Source organism: Streptomyces sp. NPDC054834, assembly GCF_053611185.1.
In genome coordinates this window covers 105,205-130,303 of the sequence record NZ_JBSGZV010000001.1, presented here as the reverse complement: position 1 = coordinate 130,303, position 25,099 = coordinate 105,205, and the positions used below count along the sequence as shown (strand labels likewise).

20 protein-coding genes and 1 tRNA gene are annotated in these 25,099 nt (G+C 71.2%); 15 read left to right on the top strand and 6 right to left on the bottom strand.

Going from position 1 to position 25,099, the window contains the following annotated elements; genetic code table 11:
* Window positions 1-50: 50 nt before the first annotated feature.
* Entirely contained in the window at window positions 51-1,319 is a 1,269-nt protein-coding gene (locus ACWGJM_RS00605) for an MFS transporter (RefSeq protein WP_453409464.1), read from the bottom strand.
* 237 nt (window positions 1,320-1,556) lie between these two features.
* Complete coding sequence (locus ACWGJM_RS00600; protein WP_453409828.1) at window positions 1,557-3,113, bottom strand: potassium/proton antiporter; 1,557 nt, start codon at window positions 3,111-3,113, stop codon at window positions 1,557-1,559.
* A gap of 219 nt (window positions 3,114-3,332) precedes the next feature.
* Between ACWGJM_RS00600 and ACWGJM_RS00595 the strand changes: the two genes are divergently transcribed.
* Window positions 3,333-6,155 carry a penicillin acylase family protein gene (locus ACWGJM_RS00595; protein WP_453409463.1) on the top strand — a complete coding sequence of 941 codons (2,823 nt, stop codon included), beginning with the start codon at window positions 3,333-3,335 and terminating at the stop codon, window positions 6,153-6,155.
* 66 nt (window positions 6,156-6,221) lie between these two features.
* Here the strand turns inward: ACWGJM_RS00595 and ACWGJM_RS00590 are convergent, their stop codons facing one another.
* A complete protein-coding gene (locus ACWGJM_RS00590) occupies window positions 6,222-6,818 on the bottom strand; it encodes a 5-formyltetrahydrofolate cyclo-ligase (protein WP_453409462.1) in 597 nt (198 codons plus the stop codon).
* Window positions 6,819-6,951: 133 nt separating this feature from the next.
* Between ACWGJM_RS00590 and galU the strand changes: the two genes are divergently transcribed.
* The 7 genes from galU (at window position 6,952) to ACWGJM_RS00555 (ending at window position 12,415) form a co-directional block, all read left to right on the top strand.
* On the top strand, window positions 6,952-7,887 hold the full coding sequence (gene galU, locus ACWGJM_RS00585; protein ID WP_453409461.1) for a UTP--glucose-1-phosphate uridylyltransferase GalU: 936 nt from the start codon (window positions 6,952-6,954) through the stop codon (window positions 7,885-7,887).
* Window positions 7,884-9,206, top strand: coding sequence for a molybdotransferase-like divisome protein Glp (gene glp / locus ACWGJM_RS00580; protein WP_453409460.1), 1,323 nt, complete (start codon window positions 7,884-7,886; stop codon window positions 9,204-9,206). The genes galU and glp overlap by 4 nt, the downstream gene beginning before the upstream one ends.
* Window positions 9,207-9,268: 62 nt before the next feature.
* A complete protein-coding gene (gene moaC / locus ACWGJM_RS00575; protein ID WP_453409459.1) occupies window positions 9,269-9,748 on the top strand; it encodes a cyclic pyranopterin monophosphate synthase MoaC in 480 nt (159 codons plus the stop codon).
* Window positions 9,745-10,251, top strand: coding sequence for a MogA/MoaB family molybdenum cofactor biosynthesis protein (locus ACWGJM_RS00570; protein ID WP_453409458.1), 507 nt, complete (start codon window positions 9,745-9,747; stop codon window positions 10,249-10,251). Before moaC ends, ACWGJM_RS00570 begins: the two co-directional genes overlap by 4 nt.
* Window positions 10,252-10,271: 20 nt before the next feature.
* Window positions 10,272-10,874, top strand: a complete 603-nt coding sequence (locus ACWGJM_RS00565) for a GNAT family N-acetyltransferase (RefSeq protein WP_453409457.1) — start codon at window positions 10,272-10,274, stop codon at window positions 10,872-10,874.
* Between the two features lie 159 nt (window positions 10,875-11,033).
* Window positions 11,034-12,248 carry a divisome protein SepX/GlpR gene (gene sepX / locus ACWGJM_RS00560; RefSeq protein WP_453409456.1) on the top strand — a complete coding sequence of 405 codons (1,215 nt, stop codon included), beginning with the start codon at window positions 11,034-11,036 and terminating at the stop codon, window positions 12,246-12,248.
* A 93-nt stretch (window positions 12,249-12,341) separates the two neighbouring features.
* A tRNA-Ala gene (locus tag ACWGJM_RS00555) sits at window positions 12,342-12,415 on the top strand.
* 50 nt (window positions 12,416-12,465) lie between these two features.
* Here ACWGJM_RS00555 and ACWGJM_RS00550 read toward each other — a convergent pair.
* Window positions 12,466-12,951 (bottom strand): GNAT family N-acetyltransferase, encoded by a 486-nt coding sequence (locus ACWGJM_RS00550; protein WP_453409455.1) that lies wholly within the window; start codon window positions 12,949-12,951, stop codon window positions 12,466-12,468.
* A gap of 78 nt (window positions 12,952-13,029) precedes the next feature.
* Here ACWGJM_RS00550 and ACWGJM_RS00545 point away from each other — a divergent pair, with 78 nt between their 5' ends.
* Window positions 13,030-13,833 (top strand): exodeoxyribonuclease III, encoded by an 804-nt coding sequence (locus ACWGJM_RS00545; RefSeq protein ID WP_453409454.1) that lies wholly within the window; start codon window positions 13,030-13,032, stop codon window positions 13,831-13,833.
* A 26-nt stretch (window positions 13,834-13,859) separates the two neighbouring features.
* Here ACWGJM_RS00545 and ACWGJM_RS00540 read toward each other — a convergent pair whose 3' ends face one another.
* The gene (locus ACWGJM_RS00540) at window positions 13,860-14,480 is read right to left on the bottom strand and encodes a MerR family transcriptional regulator (RefSeq protein WP_453409827.1); all 621 of its coding nucleotides are present in this window, start codon (window positions 14,478-14,480) and stop codon (window positions 13,860-13,862) included.
* 155 nt (window positions 14,481-14,635) lie between these two features.
* On the opposite strand from ACWGJM_RS00540, the gene ACWGJM_RS00535 reads away from it, so the two are divergent.
* From ACWGJM_RS00535 to ACWGJM_RS00520, 4 genes are all read left to right on the top strand, one after another.
* Window positions 14,636-16,162: a flavin-containing monooxygenase gene (locus ACWGJM_RS00535; RefSeq protein WP_453409453.1), complete on the top strand. Its 1,527-nt coding sequence runs from the start codon at window positions 14,636-14,638 to the stop codon at window positions 16,160-16,162.
* Complete coding sequence (locus tag ACWGJM_RS00530; RefSeq protein WP_453409452.1) at window positions 16,159-17,082, top strand: alpha/beta fold hydrolase; 924 nt, start codon at window positions 16,159-16,161, stop codon at window positions 17,080-17,082. Before ACWGJM_RS00535 ends, ACWGJM_RS00530 begins: the two co-directional genes overlap by 4 nt.
* Window positions 17,079-17,963, top strand: coding sequence for an SDR family oxidoreductase (locus ACWGJM_RS00525; RefSeq protein WP_453409451.1), 885 nt, complete (start codon window positions 17,079-17,081; stop codon window positions 17,961-17,963). Before ACWGJM_RS00530 ends, ACWGJM_RS00525 begins: the two co-directional genes overlap by 4 nt.
* 123 nt (window positions 17,964-18,086) lie before the next feature.
* Window positions 18,087-18,341, top strand: coding sequence for a hypothetical protein (locus ACWGJM_RS00520; protein WP_453409450.1), 255 nt, complete (start codon window positions 18,087-18,089; stop codon window positions 18,339-18,341).
* Between the two features lie 70 nt (window positions 18,342-18,411).
* Here the strand turns inward: ACWGJM_RS00520 and ACWGJM_RS00515 are convergent, their stop codons facing one another.
* Window positions 18,412-21,876: a S41 family peptidase gene (locus ACWGJM_RS00515; protein WP_453409449.1), complete on the bottom strand. Its 3,465-nt coding sequence runs from the start codon at window positions 21,874-21,876 to the stop codon at window positions 18,412-18,414.
* A gap of 165 nt (window positions 21,877-22,041) precedes the next feature.
* Here ACWGJM_RS00515 and ACWGJM_RS00510 point away from each other — a divergent pair, with 165 nt between their 5' ends.
* Window positions 22,042-22,644, top strand: coding sequence for a TetR/AcrR family transcriptional regulator (locus ACWGJM_RS00510; protein WP_453409448.1), 603 nt, complete (start codon window positions 22,042-22,044; stop codon window positions 22,642-22,644).
* A 103-nt stretch (window positions 22,645-22,747) separates the two neighbouring features.
* On the top strand, window positions 22,748-24,979 hold the full coding sequence (locus ACWGJM_RS00505; protein ID WP_453409447.1) for an MMPL family transporter: 2,232 nt from the start codon (window positions 22,748-22,750) through the stop codon (window positions 24,977-24,979).
* Window positions 24,980-25,099 lie beyond the last annotated feature (120 nt).

The following is a 25,099-nucleotide window of genomic DNA, read 5'->3' as shown; positions in this document are numbered from 1 at the left end:
TCTCACTCGATGAGTGCTAACGACGATCCATAGTGACGTATTCCGGGGGATCAGTCCACCGTCACCGGCAAGCGGTGACCGACGCCACGTGCGACGGTGCGGGTATGGGGCCGGGAGGCGAGCAGCGACCGCAGGGCCACCAGGGTCGCCAGGGCCAGCAGGGTACCGGCCGCCGGGACCAGGAAACCGGCGCCGTCCCAGAGGCGGTCCTCCAGCTGTCCGGCGACGGTGACGGCGGCCGCCTGGCCGAGCGCCACCGCGCCGGTCAGCCAGGTGAAGGCCTCGGTGCGGGCCCCCGCGGGGACCAGGTCCTCGACCAGGGTGTAGCCGGTGATCAGGGAGGGCGCGATGCACATGCCGACCAGCAGGCCGAGTCCGGCGAGGACGAGCACGGAGTGGGCCGTCCAGAGGGCGGACGCGGTCAGCGCCAGAGCCGCGTAGCCGAGAACGAGGCGCCGCTGCGGGGCGATCTTCCAGGCGATGGCGCCGCAGACGAGGCCGGAGAGCATGTTGCCCGCGGCGAAGGTGCCGTACAGGACGCCGTTCAGACCGGGCTCGCCGATCGACTCGGTGAACGCGGCCAGTCCGACCTGCATGCCGCCGAACACCGATCCGATGCCGAGGAAGGTAACCACCAGCACGCGCACACCGGGAACGCGCAGCGCGGAGGCGCGCTTCACGCGCGCGTGCCCGGCGTCGGCGCCCACAGCAGGCTGGGTGCTCTTCTGCGCGGCGAACAGCAGACCGCCGACCAGCGTCAGCGTCGCCTCGGTGACCAGGCCCGCCGCTGGGTCCAGGGCGGTGCACAGGGCGGTCGCCAGCAGCGGGCCGACGACGAAGGTCAGCTCGTCCGTGACGGACTCGAAGGCCGCCGCGGTGGTCAGCAGCCGCGAGTCCGAGAGCTTCACGCCCCAGCGGGCGCGCACCATCGGGCCGATCTGCGGCACCGAGGCGCCGGTCGGCACGGCCGCCGCGAACAGGACCCACAGCGGTGCGTGGGCCAGTGCGAGTGCCGTCAGGGCCAGTCCCGACAGCGTGTGCACGAGGACACCGGGTACCAGCACCGCGCGCTGGCCGTAGCGGTCGGCGAGGCGGCCGCTGTAGGGCGCGAACAGCGCCATGGAGACGCCGGTGGCGGCCGCGGCGGCGCCTGCCGCGCCGTAGGAGCCGGTGGTGTGCTGCACGAGCAGCACGATGGAGATGGTGAGCATCGCGAACGGCTGGCGCGCCGCGAAGCCGGGGAGCAGGAACGTCCAGACGCCGCGGGTGCGCAGGAGCTGTCCGTATCCGGGGCGCTCGGTGGTGACCGTGGACTCCACGGCCCGTGCCTTTCTGCCGCCTGGTAGCGCGACCCCTCATCCGTTCAGGGGGCGCCGAGAGCTGTCCTCATGCGCGGAACTGCGGTAGATACCGGCACTCACTGCGGGAGCGCCCGGCCGCCATACGGTCGCGCCAGCTCTGCGTCAGACAGAGTTGGTTCGATCAGGGTTCTACGACCTTCATCTTACAGGGATCAAGCGGGGTACGGCTGTGAAGCAGAGCACGACAACCCGTGTTCACCTGGGGTTTGTGCCGTTCGTCCCCAGCCACCCGGCCAGCTTGCCGCCCCTGCCGACCGCGCGCAGGCGCCGTTCCGCGGCGTCCCGGACCGGGTCGGTGGCGACCACGAGGAGTTCGTCCCCGTGCCGCAGCACCGTGGTCGGCAGCGGAACAAACGATTTTCCCTCGCGGACGACGAGGGTCACGGCGGCCCCGGCCGGCAGTCGCAGCTCGTTCACCTCGACACCGTGCATCCGCGAGCCCTCGGGGACCTCCACCGAGAGCAGGTGGCCGCGCAGCCGCTCCAGAGGGGCCGACTCGATCCCCAGGTCGGCGGCCTCCGTGCCGTCGCCCAGCCGCAGCGCGCGTGCCAGCCAGGGCAGCGTCGGCCCCTGGATGAGGGTGTACACGACGACCAGTACGAAGACGATGTTGAAGATGCGGTGGCTGGTGTCGACGCCGTTCACCATGGGGATCGTCGCCAGGATGATGGGCACCGCGCCGCGCAGCCCGGCCCAGGACATCAGGGCCTGCTCCGGCCACGGCACCCGGAACGGCGCCAGGCTGAGCACCACGCTCAGCGGGCGCGCCACCATGGTCAGTGCCATGCCGATGACCAGGGCGGGCCAGATGTCGTCGCCCAGTTCGTGCGGGGTGACGAGCAGGCCGAGCAGGACGAACATGCCGATCTGGGCGATCCAGCCGAGCCCTTCGGCGAAGCCGCGCGTGGCGGGCCAGTGCGGGAGCCGGGCGTTGCCCAGCAGCATGGAGGCGAGATAGACGGCGAGGAAGCCGCTGCCGTGGGCCAGGGCGCCGACGGCGTACGCCGTGACCGCGATCGCCATCACTGCGATCGGGTAGAGGCCGGAGGCGGGCAGTGCCACGTGCCTGAGGCCCCAGGCGCCCAGCCAGCCCACCGCGAGGCCGATGGCCGCGCCGATGGCCAGCTCCAGGATTATCTCGCCCACGAGCACGTACCAGTGCTCGACCGGGCCGGCCGTGGAGAAGGCGACGACCAGGATGACCACCGGGGCGTCGTTGAATCCGGACTCCGCCTCCAGGGTGCCCGCCACGCGCGCGGGCAGCGGGATCCTCCGCAGCACCGAGAAGACCGCCGCCGCGTCCGTGGAGGACACCACCGCCCCGATGATGAGCGCCTGCCGCCACCCCAGTCCGACCAGGTAGTGCGCCCCCGCGGCTGTCACGCCGACGCTCACCGCGACCCCGGCCAGCGCCAGGGTGGAGGCGGCCGGCAGGACCGGCCGGATCTCTTTCCACTTGGTGCCCAGACCGCCCTCGGCCAGGATCACGACCAGGGCCGCGTAGCCGATGACCTGGGTCAGTTCGGCGTTGTTGAAGTGGACGTTCCCGAGGCCGTCCTGGCCCATGAGGACGCCGATCCCCAGGTACACGAGCAGGCTGGGGAGCCCGCTGCGCGAGGAGATCCGGACCGCCGCGACGGCGACGAGCAGGACGACGGAGCAGACGAGCAGGAGCTGGTCGAGGTGGTGAACGGACAGGGGCGGTTCCTCCCTTTTGATCCGGTTTGATCCGGAAGGCGGGTTCCCGGTGATCCGGAAGACGGGTTCCCGGCAAGTCTTCCGGTCGACTTCGGCAGTTACTTCGTTACCTTACCTAACTCTTGACGATTTCTTGACGAACCACAAGGCAAGATCGAACGTCCGTCCGCGGCTGGACCCGATACCGCGTCAAGGGGCGGCGGGCCCTGCGCCTATGGTTGCTCCAGCACTCCAGTACCGCCTGCCGCTCGCGTTAGGACAGCAAGGACAGCGATGCCCCCCAATACCACCGCCTCAACGGGTGACAAGCCCGGCAAGTCCGGCAGGAAGAAGGGGCGCAAAGCCCGTCTTATCGTGCTCGTACTGGTGCTGGCCATCGTCGGAGGCATCGCCTACGGGGCCTACTGGTCCATCAGCACCGTGCGCGCCTCCTTCCCGCAGACCAAGGGATCCATCACGCTCGACGGCCTGTCCGGGCCGGTCGACGTGAAGCGGGACGGTTACGGCATCCCGCAGATCTATGCCTCGTCCGACGAGGACCTCTTCATGGCGCAGGGCTTCGTCCAGGCGCAGGACCGGTTCTACGAGATGGACGTGCGCCGCCACATGACCTCCGGGCGCCTGTCGGAGATGTTCGGCAAGAGCCAGGTCAAGAACGACGAGTTCCTGCGCACCCTGGGCTGGGACCGGGTGGCCGAGAAGGAGTACGACACCAAGCTGTCGGCCGGGGCGAAGAAGTACCTCCAGGCGTACGCCAAGGGGGTCAACGCCTACCTCCAGGGCAAGGACGGCGAGGACATCTCCCTGGAGTACGCGGCCCTGGGCTTCAGCAACGACTACAAGCCGGCGAAGTGGACCCCGGTCGACTCGGTCTCCTGGCTGAAGGCGATGGCCTGGGACCTGCGCGGCAACATGCAGGACGAGATCGACCGCGCCCTGATGACCAGCCGCCTCGGCCCCCAGCAGATCGCCGACCTGTACCCGGACTACCCGTACAGCCGCAACAAGGCGATCGTCCAGGAGGGCCAGTACAACGAGCTGACCAAGACGTTCGAGCAGGGCAGCGGTACGACGGGCAGCGGTACGGCCGGCACCACGGGCACGACCGGCAGCACGGGCACGACCGGCACCACGGGCACGGGTGGCACGACGGGCACGACCGGGACCTCCGGATCGTCCTCGTCCGGCTCGGGCGTCACGAGCCAACTGGAGGGCCTCTACAACGTCCTCGACGACGTCCCCCCGGCCGTCGGCGTGAACGGCCAGGGCATCGGCTCCAACTCCTGGGTGGTCGCCGGGAAGTACACCATCAGCGGCAAACCGCTGCTGGCCAACGACCCGCACCTGGCGGCCTCGCTGCCCTCCGTCTGGTACCAGATGGGCCTGCACTGCCGCACGGTCTCCAGCAAGTGCCAGTACGACGTCACCGGCTACACCTTCGCGGGCATGCCGGGCGTGATAATCGGCCACAACGCCGACATCGCATGGGGAATGACCAACTCCGGCGTCGACGTCACCGACCTCTACCTGGAGAAGCTCAGCGGCGAGGGCTACCTGTACGACGGCAAGGTCCGGCCCTTCACGAGCCGGGAGGAGACCATCAAGGTCGCCGGCGGCGCGTCCAAGAAGATCGTCGTCCGGCAGACCAACGACGGGATGCCCCTGCTCTCCGACCGCGACGACGAACTCGTCAAGGTCGGCCGGAAGGCCACCGTCAACACGGCGGCCCCCGACCGCGGCGACGGCTACGGCATCGCCCTGAAGTGGACCGCCCTTCAGCCGGGCACCTCCATGGACGCCGTCTTCGCCATGGACAGGGCCGCGAACTGGAGCGACTTCCGCTCGGCGGCCGGGCTGTTCGACGTGCCCTCGCAGAACCTGGTCTACGCCGACACCAAGAACCACATCGGCTACACGCTGCCCGGCAAGATCCCCACGCGCGCGGAGGGCGACGACGGCTCCATCCCGGCGCCGGGCTGGAACTCGAAGTACAAGTGGACCGGCTACGTCAAGCAGGACGAGCTGCCCTACGAGTTCGACCCGAAGCGCGGCTACATCGTCACCGCCAACCAGGCCGTGGTCGACAAGGACAAGTACCCCTACACGCTCACCACGGACTGGGGTTACGGCACGCGCAGCCAGCGGATCACCGATCTGATCGAGTCGAAGATCAAGGGCGGCGGCAAGATCTCGACCGACGACATGCGCCAGATGCAGCTGGACAACAGCAGTGAGATCGCCAAGCTGCTGGTGCCCAAGCTGCTGAAGATCAACCTTGACGACAAGGACGTCCGCGACGCCCAGAAGCTGCTGGAGGGCTGGGACTACACCCAGGACGCCGACTCGGCGGCGGCCGCCTACTTCAACGCGGTCTGGCGCAACATCCTCAAGCTGGCCTTCGGCAACAAGATGCCCAAGGAACTGCGGGTCAAGGGCCAGTGCCTGTGGGTGGACAAGACCGACTCGACCGGCCCGGTGGACGACGACACCAAGGTGCGCGAGTGCGGCGAGCGCGACGCCGACCAGGCGCAGCCGGACGGCGGCGACCGCTGGTTCGAGGTCGTGCGCACCCTCATGGACAAGCCGAAGAGCGACTGGTGGAAGACTCCGGCCGGTGTGGGTGACCGCAACAAGGCCGACAACCGCGACGACCTGTTCAAGCGCGCCATGGTCGACGCCCGCTGGGAGCTGACCGCCAAGCTCGGCAAGGACATCGACACCTGGAGCTGGGGCCGGCTGCACCGCCTGTTCCTGAAGAACCAGACCCTGGGCACCGACGGTCCCGGCATCCTGAAGTACGTCCTCAACCGCGGCCCGTGGAAGCTCAGCGGCGGCGAGGCGACGGTCAACGCGACCGGCTGGAACGCGGCCGGCGGCTACGGCGTGGTCTGGGTGCCGTCGATGCGGATGGTGGTCAACCTCGACGACCTCGACAAGTCGAAGTGGATCAACCTCAGCGGTGCCTCCGGACACGCCTACAGCGCCCACTACACCGACCAGACCGGCAAGTGGGCCAAGGGCGAGCTGCTGCCGTGGTCGTTCTCCGGCAAGGCGGTCGACGGCAGCACCAGCGACACCCTCGTGCTGAAGCCGTGAGCACCGGCACCGGTCGCTGAACCAGCCGCTGAAATGGCCCTCCACGCACGCGTGGAGGGCCATTTCTCATCCGGCTCCCCGCTGGGCGTCCCGGAAGCGCCGTACGCCCGACGGCGTCACCACCGCGTGCACCGGCCGGTCGTGCGGCTCCTCCGGGACGCGCTCGACCACCTCCGCGTCGTACAGCAGCACCACCAGCGCGGGATCCGCGCCCGCGCGCTCCAGCCGGGCCAGCACACGGTCGTACGACCCTCCGCCGCGCCCCAGCCGCATCCCGCGCGTGTCCACCGCCAGGCCGGGCAGCAGGACGGCGTCGGCGGCCGTCACGGCGTCCGGGCCGAGCCGCTCGCCGGAGGGCTCCAACAGCGCCATCCTCCCGCCGTGTTGCACGCGCGCGAGGGAGCCCTCCCCGGCGTACACGCCCCAGTCGAGGTCGTTGTCCGGCAGGAGCACGGGCAGCAGCACGCGTACGCCCCGCGCGCGCAACGCGTCGAGCAGCGCGAGCGTGCCGGGTTCACTCCCCACGGAGACGTACGCCGCGACCGCGCGCGCGTCTGCCAGCTCCGGCAGCTCCAGGGCGCGCCCGGCCAGCGCGGTGGCCGCCTCCCGCACGTCATCGGGCGTCAACCTGCCTCTCACCGTGAGGAACTCTCGCCGCAACATTCGCTTGTCAGGCTCGCCCTCGCGTCCTGCCTGGTCCACAGGTCGTACCCGCGCTTTCCTCAATAGGCTCAAATGAGAGCCAACCAACCGGAGCCACAGTTTCCCCACAAAGGCACCGGATAAGGTTGCGGGCATGACTCAGTCGCACCCCAGGATCAGCAAGGCTGTCATTCCCGCAGCAGGCCTCGGCACCCGGTTTCTGCCGGCCACCAAAGCCACTCCCAAGGAGATGCTGCCGGTCGTGGACAAGCCCGCGATCCAGTACGTGGTCGAGGAGGCCGTGTCGGCGGGGCTCGACGACGTCCTCATGATCACCGGACGCAACAAGCGTCCCCTGGAGGACCACTTCGACCGGAACTACGAGCTGGAATCGGCTCTCCAGAAGAAGGGTGACGCCGGCCGGCTCGCCAAGGTCCAGGAGTCCAGCGACCTCGCGACCATGCACTACGTGCGCCAGGGCGACCCCAGGGGGCTGGGCCACGCGGTCCTGTGCGCCGCCCCGCACGTCGGGCACGAGCCCTTCGCCGTCCTGCTCGGCGACGACCTGATCGACCCGCGCGACCCGCTCCTCCAGCGCATGATCGAGGTCCAGGAGCTGCACGGCGGCAGCGTGATCGCGCTGATGGAGGTCGCGCCCGAGCAGATCCACCTCTACGGGTGCGCGGCCGTCGAGGCCACCGAGGACGGCGACGTCGTGAAGGTGACCGGCCTGGTGGAGAAGCCGGAGGCGGCGGACGCCCCGTCGAACTACGCGGTCATCGGCCGTTACGTCCTCGACCCGCACGTCTTCGAGATCCTGCGCAAGACCGAGCCGGGCCGCGGCGGCGAGATCCAGCTGACCGACGCCCTCCAGCAGATGGCCGAGACAGAGGGATCAGTGGCTACCGCCACGGGGAAGGCCGGCGGCCCGGTGCACGGCGTCGTCTTCAAGGGCCGCCGCTATGACACCGGCGACCGCGGCGACTATCTGCGTGCCATTGTCAGGCTCGCGTGCGAACGTGAAGACCTGGGCCCGGAGTTCCGGACCTGGCTTCGCAGTTACGTAGCCGAGGAGATGCAGCAACGTTGAGCAGCGCCGCGACCAGCCCCGCCGGCCCGGACCACCTGTGGTCGGTCGAGGAGCACCTGGAGGACATCCTCGCCACCGTCCGCCCCCTCGACCCCATCGAGCTGCAACTGCTCGACGCCCAGGGCTGCGTCCTGGTCGACGACGTCACGGTGCCGGTCTCGCTGCCGCCGTTCGACAACAGCTCCATGGACGGGTACGCGGTGCGGGTCGCGGACGTCGCGGGCGCCGGCGAGGAGTTCCCGGCCGTCCTGGACGTCGTCGGGGACGTCGCGGCGGGCGCGGCCCATCTGACCCCTGTCGGTCCGGGACAGGCCGCCCGCATCATGACCGGCGCTCCGCTGCCGCCCGGCGCCGAGACCGTCGTCCCCGTGGAGTGGACCGACGGCGGGCTCGGCGAGGGCCCGGTCGGCGGGATGCGCGCCCGCAGCCTGGCCCCCGAGGGCGCCACCGGCCAGGTGCGCGTGTACCGCCCGGCGCAGGAACGCGCGCACGTGCGGGCCGCGGGCAGCGACGTGCAGGCCGGGGACCGCGCCCTGGAGGCCGGCACCGTCCTCGGCCCGCCGCAGATCGCGCTGCTCGCCGCGATCGGCCGCGGCACGGTCCGGGTCCGCCCGCGCCCGCGCGTGGTGGTGCTGTCCACCGGCAGCGAACTCGTCCAGCCCGGCGAGGCACTGGGCAGCGGCCAGATCTACGACTCCAACAGCTTCGCCCTCGCCGCGGCCGCCCGGGACGCGGGCGCCATCGCCTACCGGGTGGGCGCCGTCGTCGATGACGCCGAGACCCTGCGGACCACCATCGAGGACCAGCTCATCCGCGCCGACCTGCTGGTCACCACGGGCGGGGTGAGCGTCGGCGCGTACGACGTGGTCAAGGAGGCGCTGTCGCACGTCGGCGACGCGGAGGAGCCGGGCAGCGGGGTGGACTTCCGCAAGCTCGCCATGCAGCCCGGCAAGCCCCAGGGCTTCGGCTCCATCGGCCCCGACCACACACCGCTGCTCGCCCTGCCGGGCAACCCGGTGTCGTCATACGTCTCCTTCGAGCTGTTCGTCCGCCCCGCCATCCGCACGCTGATGGGGCTGGCGGACGTGCACCGGCCCACCACCAGGGCGGTCCTGAAGGCGGACGAGGCGCTGAGCTCGCCCAAGGGGCGCCGCCAGTTCCTGCGCGGGGCGTACGCCGACGGCGAGGTGACGCCGGTGGGCGGCTCCGGATCGCACCTGGTCGCGGCCCTGGCGCAGGCCGACGCGCTGATCGTCGTCCCCGAGGACGTGGTGAGCGTGGAGCCCGGTACCGAGGTCGAGGTGGTCCTGCTCGGCTGAGCGGCGCCGGTTGGCGGTACCGTGTCGCGCACAACAGGCCGGGACCGGGAGCACCGCACAGCATGAGTACGCAGGACCGACTGACGCACATCGACGACGCGGGCGCGGCCCGCATGGTGGACGTGTCGGACAAGGACGTGACCGCCCGCACCGCCCGTGCCAGCGGCCGCGTCCTCGTCTCCCCACGCGTGGTCGAACTGTTGCGTGGCGAGGGGGTTCCCAAGGGAGACGCCCTCGCCACCGCACGCATCGCGGGGATCATGGGGGCCAAGCGCACCCCGGATCTGATTCCGCTGTGCCATCCGTTGTCGGTGTCGGGTGTGAAACTGGACTTGTCGGTCGCGGACGACGCCGTCGAGATCCAGGCCACCGTGAAGACGACGGACCGTACGGGCGTCGAGATGGAGGCCCTCACCGCGGTGTCGGTCGCCGCGCTCACCGTGATCGACATGGTCAAGGCGGTCGACAAGGGAGCGGTCATCACGGACGTACGGGTGGAGGAGAAGACGGGCGGCCAGTCGGGCGACTGGAGCCGGGCATGACCTACCGGGCTCTTGTGGTCACGGCCTCCAACAGGGCCGCCGCCGGGGTCTACGAGGACAGGGGCGGCCCGCTGGTCGCGGACGGCCTCAGGGGCTTCGGGTTCGCCGTGGAGGGGCCGCAGGTCGTCCCGGACGGCGACCCGGTGGAGGCGGCCCTGCGCGCCGCCGTCGAGGCCGGGTACCAGGTCGTCGTGACCACCGGCGGCACCGGCGTCTCGCCCACCGACCGCACGCCCGAGGCGACCCGCCGGGTGATCGAGTACGAGGTGCCGGGCATCGCGGAGGCCATCCGGGCGTTCGGCCGGGACAAGGTACCGACCGCGGCGCTCTCGCGGGGCCTCGCGGGAGTGGCGGGCGGCACGCTGATCGTCAATCTGCCGGGTTCCACGGGCGGGGTGAAGGACGGACTGGCCGTCCTGGAGCCCCTCCTGGCGCACGCCGTCGACCAGATCCGCGGCGGCGACCACCCCAGACCCGGCGCCGGCAGTGGGGGTGCGAGCTGAACAGCCCATCCTGGCCCGCCGTGCTGGTGGACGGCGACATCGTCCTGAGGCCGATAAGGCTGCGCGACCAGAAGGCGTGGCGCGAGGTGAACCGGCGCAACCGGGACTGGCTGCGCCCCTGGGAGGCGACCATTCCGCCGCCCACGCCCACCGGTCCGGTCGCGCACCGGCCGACCTACCGGCAGATGGTCCGCCACCTCAGATCGGAGGCGAACGCGGGCCGGATGCTGCCGTTCGTCATCGAGTACAAGGGGCATCTGGTGGGCCAGTTGACGGTCGCCGGGATCACCTGGGGTTCGATGTGCTCGGGGCACGTCGGCTACTGGGTGGACCAGGCGGTGGCCGGGCGCGGGGTGATGCCGACGGCCGTGGCGCTCGTCGTCGACCACTGTTTCCGCACCGTCGGACTGCACCGCATCGAGGTCTGCATTCGTCCCGAGAACGGGCCCAGCCGCCGGGTCGTGGAGAAACTCGGATTCCGCGAGGAAGGCCTCAGGCCCCGTTATCTCCACATCGACGGAGCCTGGCGCGATCACCTCGTCTTCGCTCTCACCGCCGAAGAGGTACCGGAAGGCCTGCTCGCACGCTGGCGGCGCGCACGCTCGCAGAACGCCTCCAATTGAAAAGGGCCGCAATCCGTCCGCCATCTGATCGAATAAGCGTTCGAAATTGATCGGTTGATCGCATCGAGCGCAAAAAAAGCTGGAAATATCAGCCAGATCGTGCGACACACCGGCCCAATTGGCGGATGGCCTCATGCGAATCCCTCTACGGTGTGAGATGTGAGCAGCAGCGGCCTCATCTACGCAGTCATCGTCGGGGCCTGGGCCGCCTACTTGGTGCCGATGTGGCTCCGTAGGCAGGACGAGCTGAACGAGGCCCGTCCGACGGAACGCTTCAGCACCGCCATCCGGCTACTGTCCGGACGGGCGGGTATGGAGCGTCGGTACGCCAGGGACCTGCGGGCGCGCTCCGCCCAGGAGGGGGAGCACGACAGCGACGCTCCGGGTGTCGTCACCGACTCGGTGGACGTCCGGGCCTTCGCCGTGCCTCCGGCCCGTCGGCAGGTACGGGCGGAGGCCGAGCCGGAGGCCGCGGAGCGTCCGGAACCGGCGCGCGCCCAGACGGTCGCGCCCGCGCGCAAGCCGGCCCCCGCGTCCGTGTCCGCCCCCGCTCCCGCGTCCGCGTCCACGCGGGTACCGGCCGCGCGGCGGGCGCCCTCCAGCGAGTCGGCCGCTGCGCGCGCCCGGCGCACGAAAGTGCTCGCGCGCCGTCGGCGTACCACCGTGATGCTCTTCCTGGCCTTCACCCTCGGCGCGGTCGTCGCCGCCGTCGGGGGACTGGCGTTCCTTTGGGCGCCCGGCGTGCCGGCCGTCATGCTCAGCGCGTACATCGTCTACCTGCGCGCTCAGGAACGCCGCCGCTTCGCCTACCAGATGGACCGGCGTCAGGCCGAGGTCGCCGCCCAGCGGCTTCGCGAGCACCAGCCGCGCCGAAGCGCGCCCCTGGACGGCGGCACGGGCGCCACCGAACCGGACGAGAGTCCCGAGTCGGAGACCGACGCCGGGATGTCCGCGCTCGCCGCGGACCGCCGTGCCCTCGTCGAGCAGACCGACCACGCCGAGTGGGTCGACCAGCAGCGCGAGCGCCGGCGCCGGCCCGGGCACGGGGACAGCTGGGACCCGGTGCCGGTGCCGCTCCCGACGTACGTGACGGCGCCGGTCGCGCCCCGGGCCACCTCCGACGTGGACCTGGGGGCGCCCGACACCTGGAGCTCGGCGCGGTCCGGCCCGGTGACCCCGGAGCACGAGGAACAGGCCGCCGCGCGCGAACCGGAGCCGGCCGACCCGGCGTCCACCGCCGACGACAGACCGGCCGCCGACGGCCGCACCGACGCCCGCCGCGCCGCCTCCGCCCGCCGTGCGCGCGAGCGCGGACGCACCCCCCTCTTCGACCAGTACGAGGAAGGCGACCGGCCGCGCGCGGCCAACGAGTGACCGCCGCCACACCCGCCGGAGCCCGCCCCTGACCAGTCGGGGAACGGATTTCCAAGCACCCCGACGGGGATGCTAAAGTTTCACTCGTTGCAAGGGCCTGTGGCGCAGTCCGGTAGCGCACCTCGTTCGCATCGAGGGGGCCAGGGGTTCAAATCCCCTCAGGTCCACGCAGCATGAAGCCCCAGTCGGGCGTCAACCGACTGGGGCTTCAGTGCGTCTACAGGTCCTTCAGGGCCTTCGCGAAGCAGCGGCTGTCCTCGTAGTGGCGGTAGTAGCCGAACTTGGCGCACGCCTCGTAACCGCTGGAGGAGTACAGGGCGATGGCCTCCGGCTGCTTGGTGCCGGTCTCCAGGACCATGCGGAGGCGGCCGGCCGCGCGGGCGTCCTCCTCCAGGGCGGACAGCATGCGGCGGGCGAGGCCCCGTCCGCGCATCTCATCGACCACATACATGCGCTTGAGTTCGGCGTCGCCGTCCGTGTTGCCTTCCTCGTTGGCGTCCTGGCTGCGCCAGCCGCCGGTGGCGACCGGCCGGCCGGTCTCGTCGTACGCGATCAGGTACACGCCCCTCGGCGGCTCGAAGTCCGACGCGTCGAGGACGGTGGCGTCACCGCCGTCGCCGTAGCGCAGGTGGTACTCGGCCTGAACGGCGTCGTTGAGCTTGACGGCGTCGGGGTGGTCGAAGGGAACGCGACGAATATTCATGCTGGGCATCGTACATTCATGCATAGTAGGGAACTGCCGAAAATCGGAGCCCGTCCAGTGTGCCGGTATCGTGCCCTGGTGCTGACTGTGACCTCGGTGAATGTGAACGGACTGCGGGCCGCCGCGAAGAAGGGCTTCGTGGAGTGGCTCGCGGACACCTCGGCGGACGTGGTGGGCCTTCAGGAGGTGCGTGCCGAGCCGCAGCAGCTGCCCGAGGCCGTCCGGCAGCCCGACGGCTGGCACGTCGTGCACGCCCCGGCCGCCGCCAAGGGCCGCGCGGGCGTCTCCCTCTACACCCGGCGCGAACCCGACCGCGTCCGGATCGGCTTCGGCTCCACCGAGTTCGACACCAGCGGCCGGTACGTCGAGGCCGACCTGCCCGGCGTCACGGTCGCCTCCCTCTACCTGCCCTCCGGCGAGGTCGGCACCGAGCGGCAGGACGAGAAGACCCGCTTCATGGCCGAGTTCCTCGCCTACCTCAAGGGCCTGCGCGAGCGGGCCGCCGCCGACGGACGCGAGGTGCTCGTCGTCGGCGACTGGAACATCGCCCACCAGCAGGCCGACCTCAAGAACTGGCGCTCCAACACCAAGAACTCCGGCTTCCTGCCGGAGGAGCGGCAGTGGCTGAGCCAGGTCTTCGACGAGACGGACGGCGGCTACGTCGACGTCGTACGGGCACTGCATCCGGACGTGGCGGGACCTTACTCGTGGTGGTCCTACCGGGGGCGGGCCTTCGACAACGACTCGGGCTGGCGCATCGACCTCCATGTGGCCACCCCCGGGCTCGCGGGCAAGGCGGTCAAGGGCTTCGTGGAGCGGGCGGCCACGCACGAGGAGCGCTGGTCCGACCATGCACCGGTGACGGTGGTCTACGACCTCTAGGACCTCCAGGACCGATCGGGGTCCGGTCAGTCCCGCTTGCGCTGTCGTCGGTCCAGGGCCAGGGACAGTTCCGCCTCCACCACGCTGCGTGCCAGGGGGCGCAGGCGTTGCAGGTCCTCCTCGGGGCCGTGGCGCAGGACGAGGTCGGTGAAGAGTTCGGCGAGGGCGTCGGCGTGTTCGCGTACGCGCCCCGCGACCGCCAGGACCTCGGCGAGCGGGATGCCCTCGCGGGCCAGTGCGGAGGAGACGTCCAGCAGGCGCCGGCTGATGTGGACGATCTCGTCGCCGTCGGTGCCGAGGTAGCCGAGTTCCATCGCGGCGGCGAGGTTCTCCGGGGTGACGTCGCCCTCGAAGCGGGCCGCGAGTTCCTCGGGGGTGAGGCGGACCGGCTCCTCCTCGGTGGGGGCGCCGACGCCGAGCAGGTCGGCGACGTCGCGGCCCTGGTCGAGGGCCTCGGCGAGTTCCGCGATGCCGTTCAGGGTGTGCCCGCGCTCCAGCAGCGCCGAGATCGTGCGCAGGCGGGCCAGGTGGTGGTCGTCGTACCAGGCGATACGACCCTCGCGGCGGGGCGCGGGTATCAGCTTGCGTTCTCGGTAGAAGCGCAGGGTGCGCACCGTGATGCCGGCCAGCCGGGCCAGCTCCTCCATGCGGTACTCGCGCTTGTCTGCCACGCCCGCACCCTATGTCGTACCCGGGGTAACTTTCCTCGCCGCGCCCCCTACCGGTCGGTACGGACCTGCTCTACAGTCCCACTGCGCCAGTGTTCACTGGCACAGTCGCGTCGGGCAGGGAGGCTGTCGGGATGACCGAACACGAACACGTACGGGTGGCGGTGATCGGATCCGGATTCGGCGGGCTGGGCGCGGCCGTGCGACTGCGCCGCGAGGGGGTCACCGACTTCGTCGTCCTGGAACGGGCCGACAGCGTCGGCGGCACCTGGCGGGACAACAGCTACCCGGGGTGCGCGTGTGACGTGCCGTCGCATCTGTACTCGTTCTCCTTCGCGCCCAACCCCGACTGGCCGCGCACCTTCTCCGGGCAGGAGCACATCCGCGCCTACCTGGAACACGTGACGGACGTCTTCCGGCTGCGGCCCCACATCCGCTTCGGCGCGGAAGTGAAGCGGATGACCTGGGACACCGAGAAGCTGCGGTGGGACATCGAGACGGCCGGCGGCTCGCTGTCGGCGGACGTCGTCGTCTCCGCCACCGGCCCGCTGTCCGACCCCAGGATCCCGGACATCCCCGGCCTCGACACCTTCCCCGGCAAGGTCTTCCACTCGGCCCGCTGGGACCACGACCACGACCTCACCGGCAAGCGGGTCGCCATGGTGGGTACGGGCGCGTCGGCGATCCAGATCGTGCCGTCCATCCAGCCCCGCGTCTCCCGGCTGACCCTCTTCCAGCGCACCCCGCCGTGGGTGATCCCCCGGGTCGACCGGGCGATCAGCGATGTCGAGCGGCGGCTGCACCGGGCCCTGCCGTTCACCACGCAGCTCAGGCGCCGACTGCTGTGGGGCATCCGGGAGTTGCAGGTCCAGGCGTTCACCAAGCACCCCGACGAACTGGGCATGGTCGAGCAGCTGGCCAAGCGCAACATGGCGCGGGCCGTCAAGGATCCGGCCCTGCGCGCCAAGCTCACCCCGGACTACCGCATCGGCTGCAAGCGGATCCTGCTGTCCAGCGAGTACTACCCGGCCCTCGCCCGCCCCAACGTCGACGTCGTCGCGAGCGGGCTCGCCGAGGTACGCGGCTCGACCCTCGTCGCCGCCGACGGCAGCGAGGCCGAGGCCGACGCGATCGTCTTCGGCACCGGCTTCCACGTCACCGACATGCCGATCGCCGAGCGGGTGGTCGGGGCGGAGGGCATCACCCTCGCCGAGGCCTGGCAGAAGGGCGGGATGCAGGCGCTGCGCGGGGCCAGCGCCGCCGGGTTCCCGAACTGGATGACGATCATCGGCCCCAACACCGGCCTCGGGAACTCCTCCATGATCCTGATGATCGAGTCCCAGCTGAACTATCTGGCCGACTTCGTGCGTCAGCTCGACGTCCTCGGCGGCCGGGTCGCCCTCGACGCCCGCCCGAGCGCCGTACGGGCCTGGAACCACGAGGTGCAGGAGCGCATGAAGCGCACGGTGTGGAACACCGGCGGCTGCACCAGCTGGTACCTGGACGCGAGCGGCCGCAACACCACCATCTGGCCGGGCACGACCACGGAGTTCCGCCGGGCGACCCGACGGGTGGACCTGGCTGAGTACGAGGTCGTCCGGCCGCCCGCCACGAAGAAGACCCCCGACGAGTCCCACGGCCGCAGTGAGGTCACCGCATGAACCGCCGCACCCACGTGGCCTCCGGCCCGTACGCCCCACCCGCCCCCGGGCGCGTCCTGACGGCCGTCTCCGCCGACGGCGCCCGGCTGCACGTCGAGGTGCACGGCCCCGACGACGCGCCCCCCGTCGTCCTGGCCCACGGCTGGACCTGCTCGACCGCGTTCTGGGCGGCGCAGATCCGGGAGCTGGCGGTGGACCACCGGGTCATCGCCTACGACCAGCGCGGACACGGCCGCAGCCCGGCGAGCCCCGGCTGCACCGCCGAGGCGCTGGCCGACGACCTGGAGGCGGTGCTCGCCGAGACCCTCGCGCCGGGGGAGAAGGCCGTGATCGTGGGCCACTCCATGGGCGGGATGACGGTGCTGGCCGCCTCCGCGCGCGCCCGCTTCCGCGACCATGCCGCGGCCGTCCTGCTGTGCAGCACGGGCAGTTCGCGGCTGGTCGCCGAGTCGCTCGTGGTGCCGTTGCCCGTGGGGCGGGTGCGCACCTGGCTCACCGCGCGCGTCCTGGGTTCGCGCGCCCCGCTGGGACCGGTCACGCCTCTCGCGCGGCGCATCCTCAAGTACGCCACCATGGGCGCCGGTTCGGCCCCGCACATGGTGGAGGCGTGCGCGCGGATCGTGCACGCCTGCCCGCGCGCCGTACGCCACGCCTGGTCGCGAGTGCTGGACACGCTCGACCTCGACCACGCCGTACGGGAGTTGCGGGTGCCGACGGTCGTGGTCGTCGGCACGGCGGACCGCATGACCCCGCCGGTGCACGCGCGCTCGCTGGTGGCCGCGCTGCCGCACTGCGTGGGCAGCACCGAACTGGCCGGCGTCGGCCACATGACACCGGTGGAGGCACCGGAGCAGGTGACCGGGAAGATCCGGGAACTGGTCACCGGGTACGTGACGGACACGGCCAAGGAGAGCGCATGAGCAGGGTGGATCTCGAGGGACAGGTCGCGGTGGTCACCGGAGCCGCGCGCGGCGTCGGTGAGCTGCTCGCGCGCAAGCTCTCCGCGCGCGGCGCCAGGGTGGCGCTGGTCGGGCTGGAGCCGGAGGCACTGAAGGAGGTCTCCGGGCGGCTGCACAGCGACAGCGACCACTGGTACGCCGACGTCACCGACCACGAGGCGATGACCCGGGTCGCCCGGGAGGTCAAGGAACGGTTCGGCAAGGTCGACATCGTGGTCGCCAACGCCGGGGTGGCGACCGGCGGTCCCTTCGTGGACTCCGACCCGGAGGCCTGGCGGCGGGTGATCGAGGTCAATCTGATCGGCTCGGCGGTGACCGCCCGTGCCTTCCTGCCGGTGCTGACGGAGAGCCGGGGGTATCTGCTCCAGGTCGCCTCGCTCGCCGCGATCACCCCGGCGCCGATGATGACCGCGTACTGCGCGTCCAAGGCCGGTGTGGAGGCGTACGCGCACAGCCTGCGCGCCGAGGTCGGTCATCAGGGAGTCCGCGTCGGCGTGGCCTATCTGTCGTGGACCGACACGGACATGGTGCGCGGCGCCGACCAGGACGAGGTGATGCGCGAGCTCAGGCAGCGGCTGCCGTGGCCGTCCAACAAGACCTATCCGCTGGGCCCGGCGGTCGACCGGATCGTGGCCGGGATCGAGCGGCGCTCGAGCCATGTGTACGGGCAGTGGTGGCTGCGCGGGATGCAGGGCGTGCGCGGGTATCTGCCGGGTCTCATCGGGACGGTGGGCCAGCGGGAGATGCGCCGGTTCGCGCCCCGGCTGCGGGGCATGCGGACGGGCCTGGTGGGCGCGGGCGGACAGGCCGACGAGCAGGAGCGTTCGGTGCGGCGAAACTAGCCCTGGACCAGCGGACGTTACGTACCGTTAGTGATCGAAATGCGTACTGTGTCCGCCCGTGTGAATCTGGTCGAGGCCCCACCGAGGGGCCAACCCCCCCACCCACCACGGGAGTGAACCCACATGGGTATGAAGGACCAGTTCCAGGAGAAGGCCCGCGGCATGCAGGAGCAGGGCAAGCAGAAGATGGGCGAGGCCCGTGAGAAGGCCGGCCAGCGTGGCCAGCAGCCCCCGAAGCGCGGGCCGCAGCAGTCTCCGCAGCGCGGCCAGCAGCAGCCCCCGCAGCGTGGGCAGCAGCCGCGTGAGCGCGGTCGTCAGGACATCGACGACACCGAGCAGGAGATGCAGGACCGCTTCAGCCAGGACTACGACGCCTGACGCGGTCTCCTGACCCGGAGGGGCGCCCCTGACGAGGGGCGCCCCTTCCCGCTTCCCGCGCACACGTCGCTCACCGGTCCGTGGGCCGTCGCGGCAGCTTGGGCCGTGAACGGTCCGGCACGTCGCGGTAGTCCGGCGGGACCGCCGCGGGCTCGGTGGTCAGCAGCTCCAGCGCCAGCTCCACCGCGTCGACCAGCTGCGCGTACCGGCCCTCCGCCCAGTCCAGCGGGGTGCGCAGTGCCTCCACGTCGGGGGCGACGCCGTGGTTCTCCACGGACCAGCCGTACGCGTCGAACCAGGCCGCGTTCATCGGCACCGTGATCACCGTGCCGTCGCCCAGCCGGTGCCGCCCGGTCATCCCGACCACCCCGCCCCAGGTGCGCTGCCCGACCACCGGCCCGAGCTTGAGCAGCTTGAAGGCGGCGGTGATCATGTCGCCGTCGGAGGACGTCGCCTCGTCGGCCAGCGCCACCACCGGCCCCCGGGGCGCGTTGGAGGTGTACGACACCGGCTGGGCGTTCCGGGTCAGGTCCCAGCCGATGATGCTCCGGCTCAGCTTCTCGATGACCAGCTCGCTGATGTGCCCGCCCGCGTTGCCGCGCACGTCGACGATCAGCGCCGGCCGGGACAGCTCCATGCGCAGGTCGCGGTTGAACTGCGCCCAGCCGGAGCCGCCCATGTCGGGGATGTGCAGGTAGCCGCACTTGCCACCGCTCAAGTCGTGTACCAGCGCGCGGCGTTTGGCGACCCAGTCCTGGTAGCGCAGGGGCCGCTCGTCGATGAGCGGGACGACGGCGACCCGCCGGGCCGGGCCCTCCTCGCCCTCCGGCGGCGCGAAGGTCAGTTCCACCGTCGTACCGCCCGCCCCCGCGAGCAGCGGGTACGGTCCCGCCACCGGATCCACCGGCCGGCCGTCGACGTGGGTCAGGACCGCGCCGCCCCGGATGCCGGTGCCGGCCAGCGGGGAGCGGGCCCTGGAGTCGGAGGAGTCGCCGGGCAGGATCCGCCGGACCGTCCAACCGCCGTCGCGGCGTACGAAGTTGGCGCCCAGCAGGCCCTGTAGGCGCTGGTAGTGCGCCGGGCCCTCGTTGCGGCGGGCGGCGCTGACGTAGGCGTGCGAGGTGCCGAGCTCGCCCAGCACTTCGCGCAGCAGGTCGGCGAACTCGTCGGGGGAGGCGACGCGTTCCACCAGCGGCCGGTACTGGTCGAGGACCGCGTCCCAGTCGATGCCGCACATCCCCGGGTCCCAGAAGTAGGCGCGGGTGAGACGGCCGGCCTCGTCGTACGCCTGGCGCCACTCGGCGGCCGGGTCGACCTCGTGCAGGATCCGACGGGCGTCGATCCAGGTCGTCGTGTCGGCGTCGCCGGGCTCGGTGGACGGCACCGCACGCAGGTCGCCCTCGTCGACCACGACCAGCCGGGTGCCGTCGCCGCTCACCGCGAACCAGTCGAGGTGGCCGACGAGTTCGGACTTCTTCCCCTTGGTGATGTTGAAGTACTCCAGCGTCGGCCGGCCGGTGGTGTCGTCCGGGTTCGCGAACGTCTCGCCCAGCGCGCCCGAGATCGGCCAGCGCAGCCAGACCAGGCCGCCGCCCGCGACCGGTTGCAGCGCGGAGTACTTGGAGGCGGTGACCGGGAACGGCGTCACCCGGTTCTCCAGCCCCTCGACCTCCACGGTCACCGCGCCCGCCTCGCCGCCGTTCTCGTCCTCGACCGGGTCCAGGCCACCGGCCGCCGGCCGGCCCTCCGGGTTCAGGGCGAAGGGGGAGGGGGTCGCCGAGGACAGGGGGACGAGGTATGGCTTGCAGCCGAGCGGGAAGGACAGGTCCCCGGTGTGCACGTCGTACACCGGGTCGAAGCCCCGCCAGGACAGGAAGGCCAGATAGCGGCCGTCCCAGGTGAACACCGGGTTCTCGTCCTCGAAGCGGCCGTTGGTGACGTCGACGATCAGCCCGTCCTTTATCCGGGCCATCTTGATCTGCCGCAGCGTGCGCCCGATCCCGGGATGCGACCAGGTCAGCCACGCCCCGTCCGGGGAGAACGCGAGATCCCGCACGGGCCCGTTGACCGACCGGATCAGCTCGGTGACCCCGCCGCCGGAGCCGCCGACGCTGCCGGACTCGTCGGTGCTGCTGGAACTGCGGGAGCCGCCGGACTCGTCGGAGCTGCCGGACTCGCCGGATCCGCCGAGGTCGCCGGGGCCGCTGGAGCCGCCCGGGGCGTCGGAGCTGGAGTCGCCGGAGCCGCCCGAGGCGGCGGAGCCGGTGTTGCCGGAGGCGTCATCGTCGCCGGAGGCCGGCGTGTTCGTGTTCTCCGTGACGTCGAGGAGCAGCAGCCGGCCGTCGTGGGCGGCGAGGGCCAGGCGTTCGCCGTCGGGGTCCGAGACCATTTCCAGGACGCGGCCCAGCCGTCCGGAGGCAAGCCGGCGCGGCGCGCGGTCGCCGGTGGCGCGGGGGAGCTGGGCGATCTCGATCGCGTCCTCGCCCTCGGCGTCGGTGACGTGGGCGACCTGACCGGTCGAGCCCAGCATCTCCGGGAGCCGGACGCGCACCCCGGGCGTGTCCGTGATCGTGCGGGCGGGGCCGTCGCGGTGGGTGAGCCAGTACAGGGAGCCGCGTACGACGACGGCGCTGGCCCGGCCCGTCTCGTCCACGGAGATGCCGTCCACGTGCTGGGCGGCCGGGATCGGGTACCGACGGCGGCCCGCGCGCGGCCCGGACAGGCGCACGTCCAGCTTGTGCGGTTCCGAGTCCGGCGCCAGGTCGTCGACCATCCACAGGTCGCCCGCGCACTGGTAGACGACCCGGGTGCCGTCGCTGGAGGCGTGCCGGGCGTAGAAGGCGTCGTGGTCGGTGTGCCGGCGCAGGTCGGTGCCGTCGTAGGCGCAGGAGTAGAGGTTGCCGATGCCCTCGTGGTCGGAGAGGAAGGCGATGCGGCCGCCGACGAACATGGGGGAGTGCAGATGCCCGCCGATGTCGGGCAGCAGCCGCTGCCCGTGCAGCCACAGCCGGCCCATGGCGCCGCCCCGGTACCGCTTCCAGGCGGCCGGTTCGTGCGGCGGGGTGCCCGTCAGCAGCAGGGTCTTGTGCTCGCCGTCGACGTCGGCGACCTGGATGTCGGAGACCGGGCCCCAGGGCAGTTTGCGGCCCGGGTCGCCGGCGGGGGTGACCTTGTAGGCCCAGGTGAAGTACGAGAAGGGTTCGCCGTGGGAGGCGACGGCGAGGATGTCGCTGTGTCCGTGCTCGTCGGACGGGGTCCAGCCGCACACCTGGGTGTCCGGGCTGCCCCAGTAGGTCAGCTGCCGCGCCGGCTCGCCGTCGACCGCGACCAGGTGGATCTCGGGCACCAGACTGCGCCAGGTCGTGTACGCGATGTGGCGTCCGTCGGGCGAGAAGCGGGGATGACCGGCCTTGGTACGGTCGACCGTGAGCCGCCAGGCGCGGCCCGGGGTGTCGAGGGACGTCAGCCAGAGGTCGTCCTCGGCCACGAAGCACAGCTGTTCGCCGCTGAGATGCGGCAGGCGCAGATAGCTCACCTCCCCAGGCTTTCCCCGGGGACGGGCTGGAGCAACTCGTGAAAAACGCCCCGCTCCGACCAGGCGTGACGCAGCACACGTACGAAACGGTTTCGTTTCGCTGGCGCCTTGCGCTACATTCGTCCTGTACGCAACCGAGTCGTTCGGAGCGGAAGGGTGAGAGAGATGACCGAGGTCGCCACCGCGCGCCGCAGTCGGATCACACCCGAGCGCGAGGCCGAGTTGTACGAGGCCGTGCTCGACCTGCTCCGGGAAGTCGGCTACGACGCCCTCACCATGGACGCCGTGGCCGCCCGCACCCGGTCCAGCAAGGCCACCCTCTACCGCCAGTGGGGCGGCAAGGCCGAGCTGGTGGCGAAGGCCGTGCGGCACGACAAGCCGGGCCACTCCGCCGACGATGTCGACACCGGGTCGCTCAGGGGTGATCTGCACGCCCTCACCCTGCGCGCGGACGACTGCGAGATGGAGCAGAACTCCGCGCTGATGCGGGGCCTGGCCATGGCGATCCACTCCAACCCGGACCTCCTGAGGGCCTTCAAGGACCACCTCATCGAGCCGGAGATGGCGGAGTTCCGCCGCGTGCTGCAACGAGCGATCGACCGGGGTGAGGTCCGCGCGGACAACCCCGCGATCGGTTACGTGATGCACATGATGATCGGTGGGTTCGCCGCCCGCGCGATGATCGACGAGCAGCCGCCGACGCAGGCCTTCCTCCTTTCGTACATCGACGCCGTGGTCCTCCCCGCCCTCGGCGCGCCCACCAGCTGAACCCTCTCCCCAGCAAGCCCACCACCTGACGTACCCGCTCACGTCGTCGGGCTGATCGACCCTGCCCAGAAGAACCCCACGACCTGACCGGGAGTACGCCTCCGTGGCCTCGTTCCTCTACAAACTCGGCCGACTCGCCTTCCGGCGACGGCACTTCGCCGCCCTGATATGGGTCGCGCTGCTCACCCTCGCCGGGGTGGGCGCCGCCTCCGCGCCGGCTGCCGGCAACACCTCCTTCTCCATTCCGGGCACCGAGGCGCAGAAGGCCTTCGACCTGCTGGAACAGCGCTTCCCCGGCACCACCGCCGACGGCGCCACCGCACGGGTCGTCTTCAAGGCGCCGAGCGGCGAGAAGATGACCGACAAGGAGAACAAGAAGGCCGTCCACAAGGCGGTCGAGGAGCTGAAGAGCGGCTCCGAGGTCTCCTCCGTCGACGACCCGTACGCCAAACACGCCGTCAGCAAGAACGGCACGGTCGCCTACGCCTCGGTGCGGTACAAGGTCTCCGGCATGGAGCTGGAGGACTCGACGAAGGACGCGCTCAAGGAGGCCGCGCAGCACGCGCGGGACGCCGGGCTCACCGTGGAGATCGGCGGTGACGCGCTCAACGCCACGCCCGAGACCGGCTCCAGCGAGGTCATCGGCATCGCGGTCGCCGCGGTCGTCCTCGTCATCACCTTCGGCTCGCTGCTCGCGGCCGGATTCCCACTGCTGACCGCGATCGTCGGCGTCGGCATCGGCGTCTCCACGATCACCGCGCTCGCCTCCACCCTGGACCTCGGCTCGACGACCTCCACCCTCGCGTCGATGATCGGCCTCGCCGTCGGCATCGACTACGCCCTCTTCATCGTCTCCCGCTACCGCGCCGAACTCGCCGAGGGACGCGACCGCGAGGACGCGGCCGGACGCGCCGTCGGCACGGCGGGCTCGGCGGTGGTCTTCGCCGGTCTGACCGTCGTCATCGCCCTGGTCGGCCTGTCCGTCGTCAACATCCCGATGCTGACCAAGATGGGCGTCGCGGCGGCGGGAACGGTCGCCATCGCCGTACTGATCGCCCTGACGCTGATCCCGGCGCTGCTCGGCTACGCGGGCCGCAAGGTCAAGCCGGCCGGCGAGAAGAGCAAGCTGCTCGGCGGTGGCCGGAAGCCGAAGCAGGCAGGCCGCCCCAACATGGGCACGCGCTGGGCGAGCTTCGTCGTACGCCGCCCGGTCGCCGTCCTCCTGCTCGGCGTGGTCGGACTCGGCGCGGCGGCGATCCCCGCCTCATCCCTGGAACTCGGCCTCCCGGACGACGGCTCCCAGCCGACCTCGACCACCCAGCGCCGCGCCTACGACCTCCTCTCCGAGGGCTTCGGGCCGGGCTTCAACGGGCCGCTGATGATCGTGGTGGACGCGAAGGACAGCGCCCACCCCAAGGCCGCCTTCACCAAGGTCGGCAATGAGATCAAGGGCCTGAAGGACGTCGTCACGGTCAGCCCGGCCGCGCCCAACACGGCCGGCGACACCGCGACGATCACCGTCATCCCCGACTCCAAGCCGTCCTCGACCACCACCGAGGATCTGGTCCACGCCATCCGTGACAAGGGCGCGGACATCACCGCGAAGACCGACGCCGAGGTGCTGGTCACCGGCTCCACGGCGATGAACATCGACTTCTCGCAGAAGCTGAACGACGCGCTGCTGCCGTACCTGGCCCTGGTGGTCGGCCTGGCCTTCCTGCTGCTGATCGTGGTCTTCCGCTCGATCCTGGTCCCGCTGAAGGCGGCCCTCGGGTTCCTCCTGTCGGTGACGGCCGCGCTGGGCGCGGTGGTCGCGGTCTTCCAGTGGGGCTGGCTGTCGGGCCTGATGAACGTCGAGGAGACCGGCCCGATCATGTCGATGATGCCGATCTTCATGGTGGGCGTCGTCTTCGGCCTCGCGATGGACTACGAGGTGTTCCTCGTGACCCGGATGCGGGAGGCGTTCGTGCACGGGGAGAAGCCCAGCCAGGCCGTGGTAACCGGCTTCAAGTACAGCGCGCGGGTGGTGACGGCGGCGGCCGTGATCATGATGGCCGTCTTCTCCGGCTTCATCGGCTCCAGCGAGTCGATGATCAAGATGATCGGCTTCGGCCTCGCGATCGCGGTCTTCTTCGACGCGTTCATCGTCCGCATGGCCATCGTTCCGGCGGTGCTCGCGCTCCTCGGCAAGAAGGCCTGGTGGCTGCCGAAGTGGCTGGACCGCGTGCTGCCCAACGTGGACGTCGAGGGCGAGGGCCTGCGGGCGCGGGACGAGCTCCGCGCCAAGGACAGGGACGGGGACGCGGACGAGGACCGGGAGCTGGTGCGCGTCTGACGCCCCGCTCCTGACCACAATCGCCGGTGAGGGTGCCGTGGGGACGGCGCGCCCTCACCGGCTTCCTCGTGCCCGCGCCCGCCCGAAACGGGCTCGCCTGTGCGGTACACGCACCGCTAC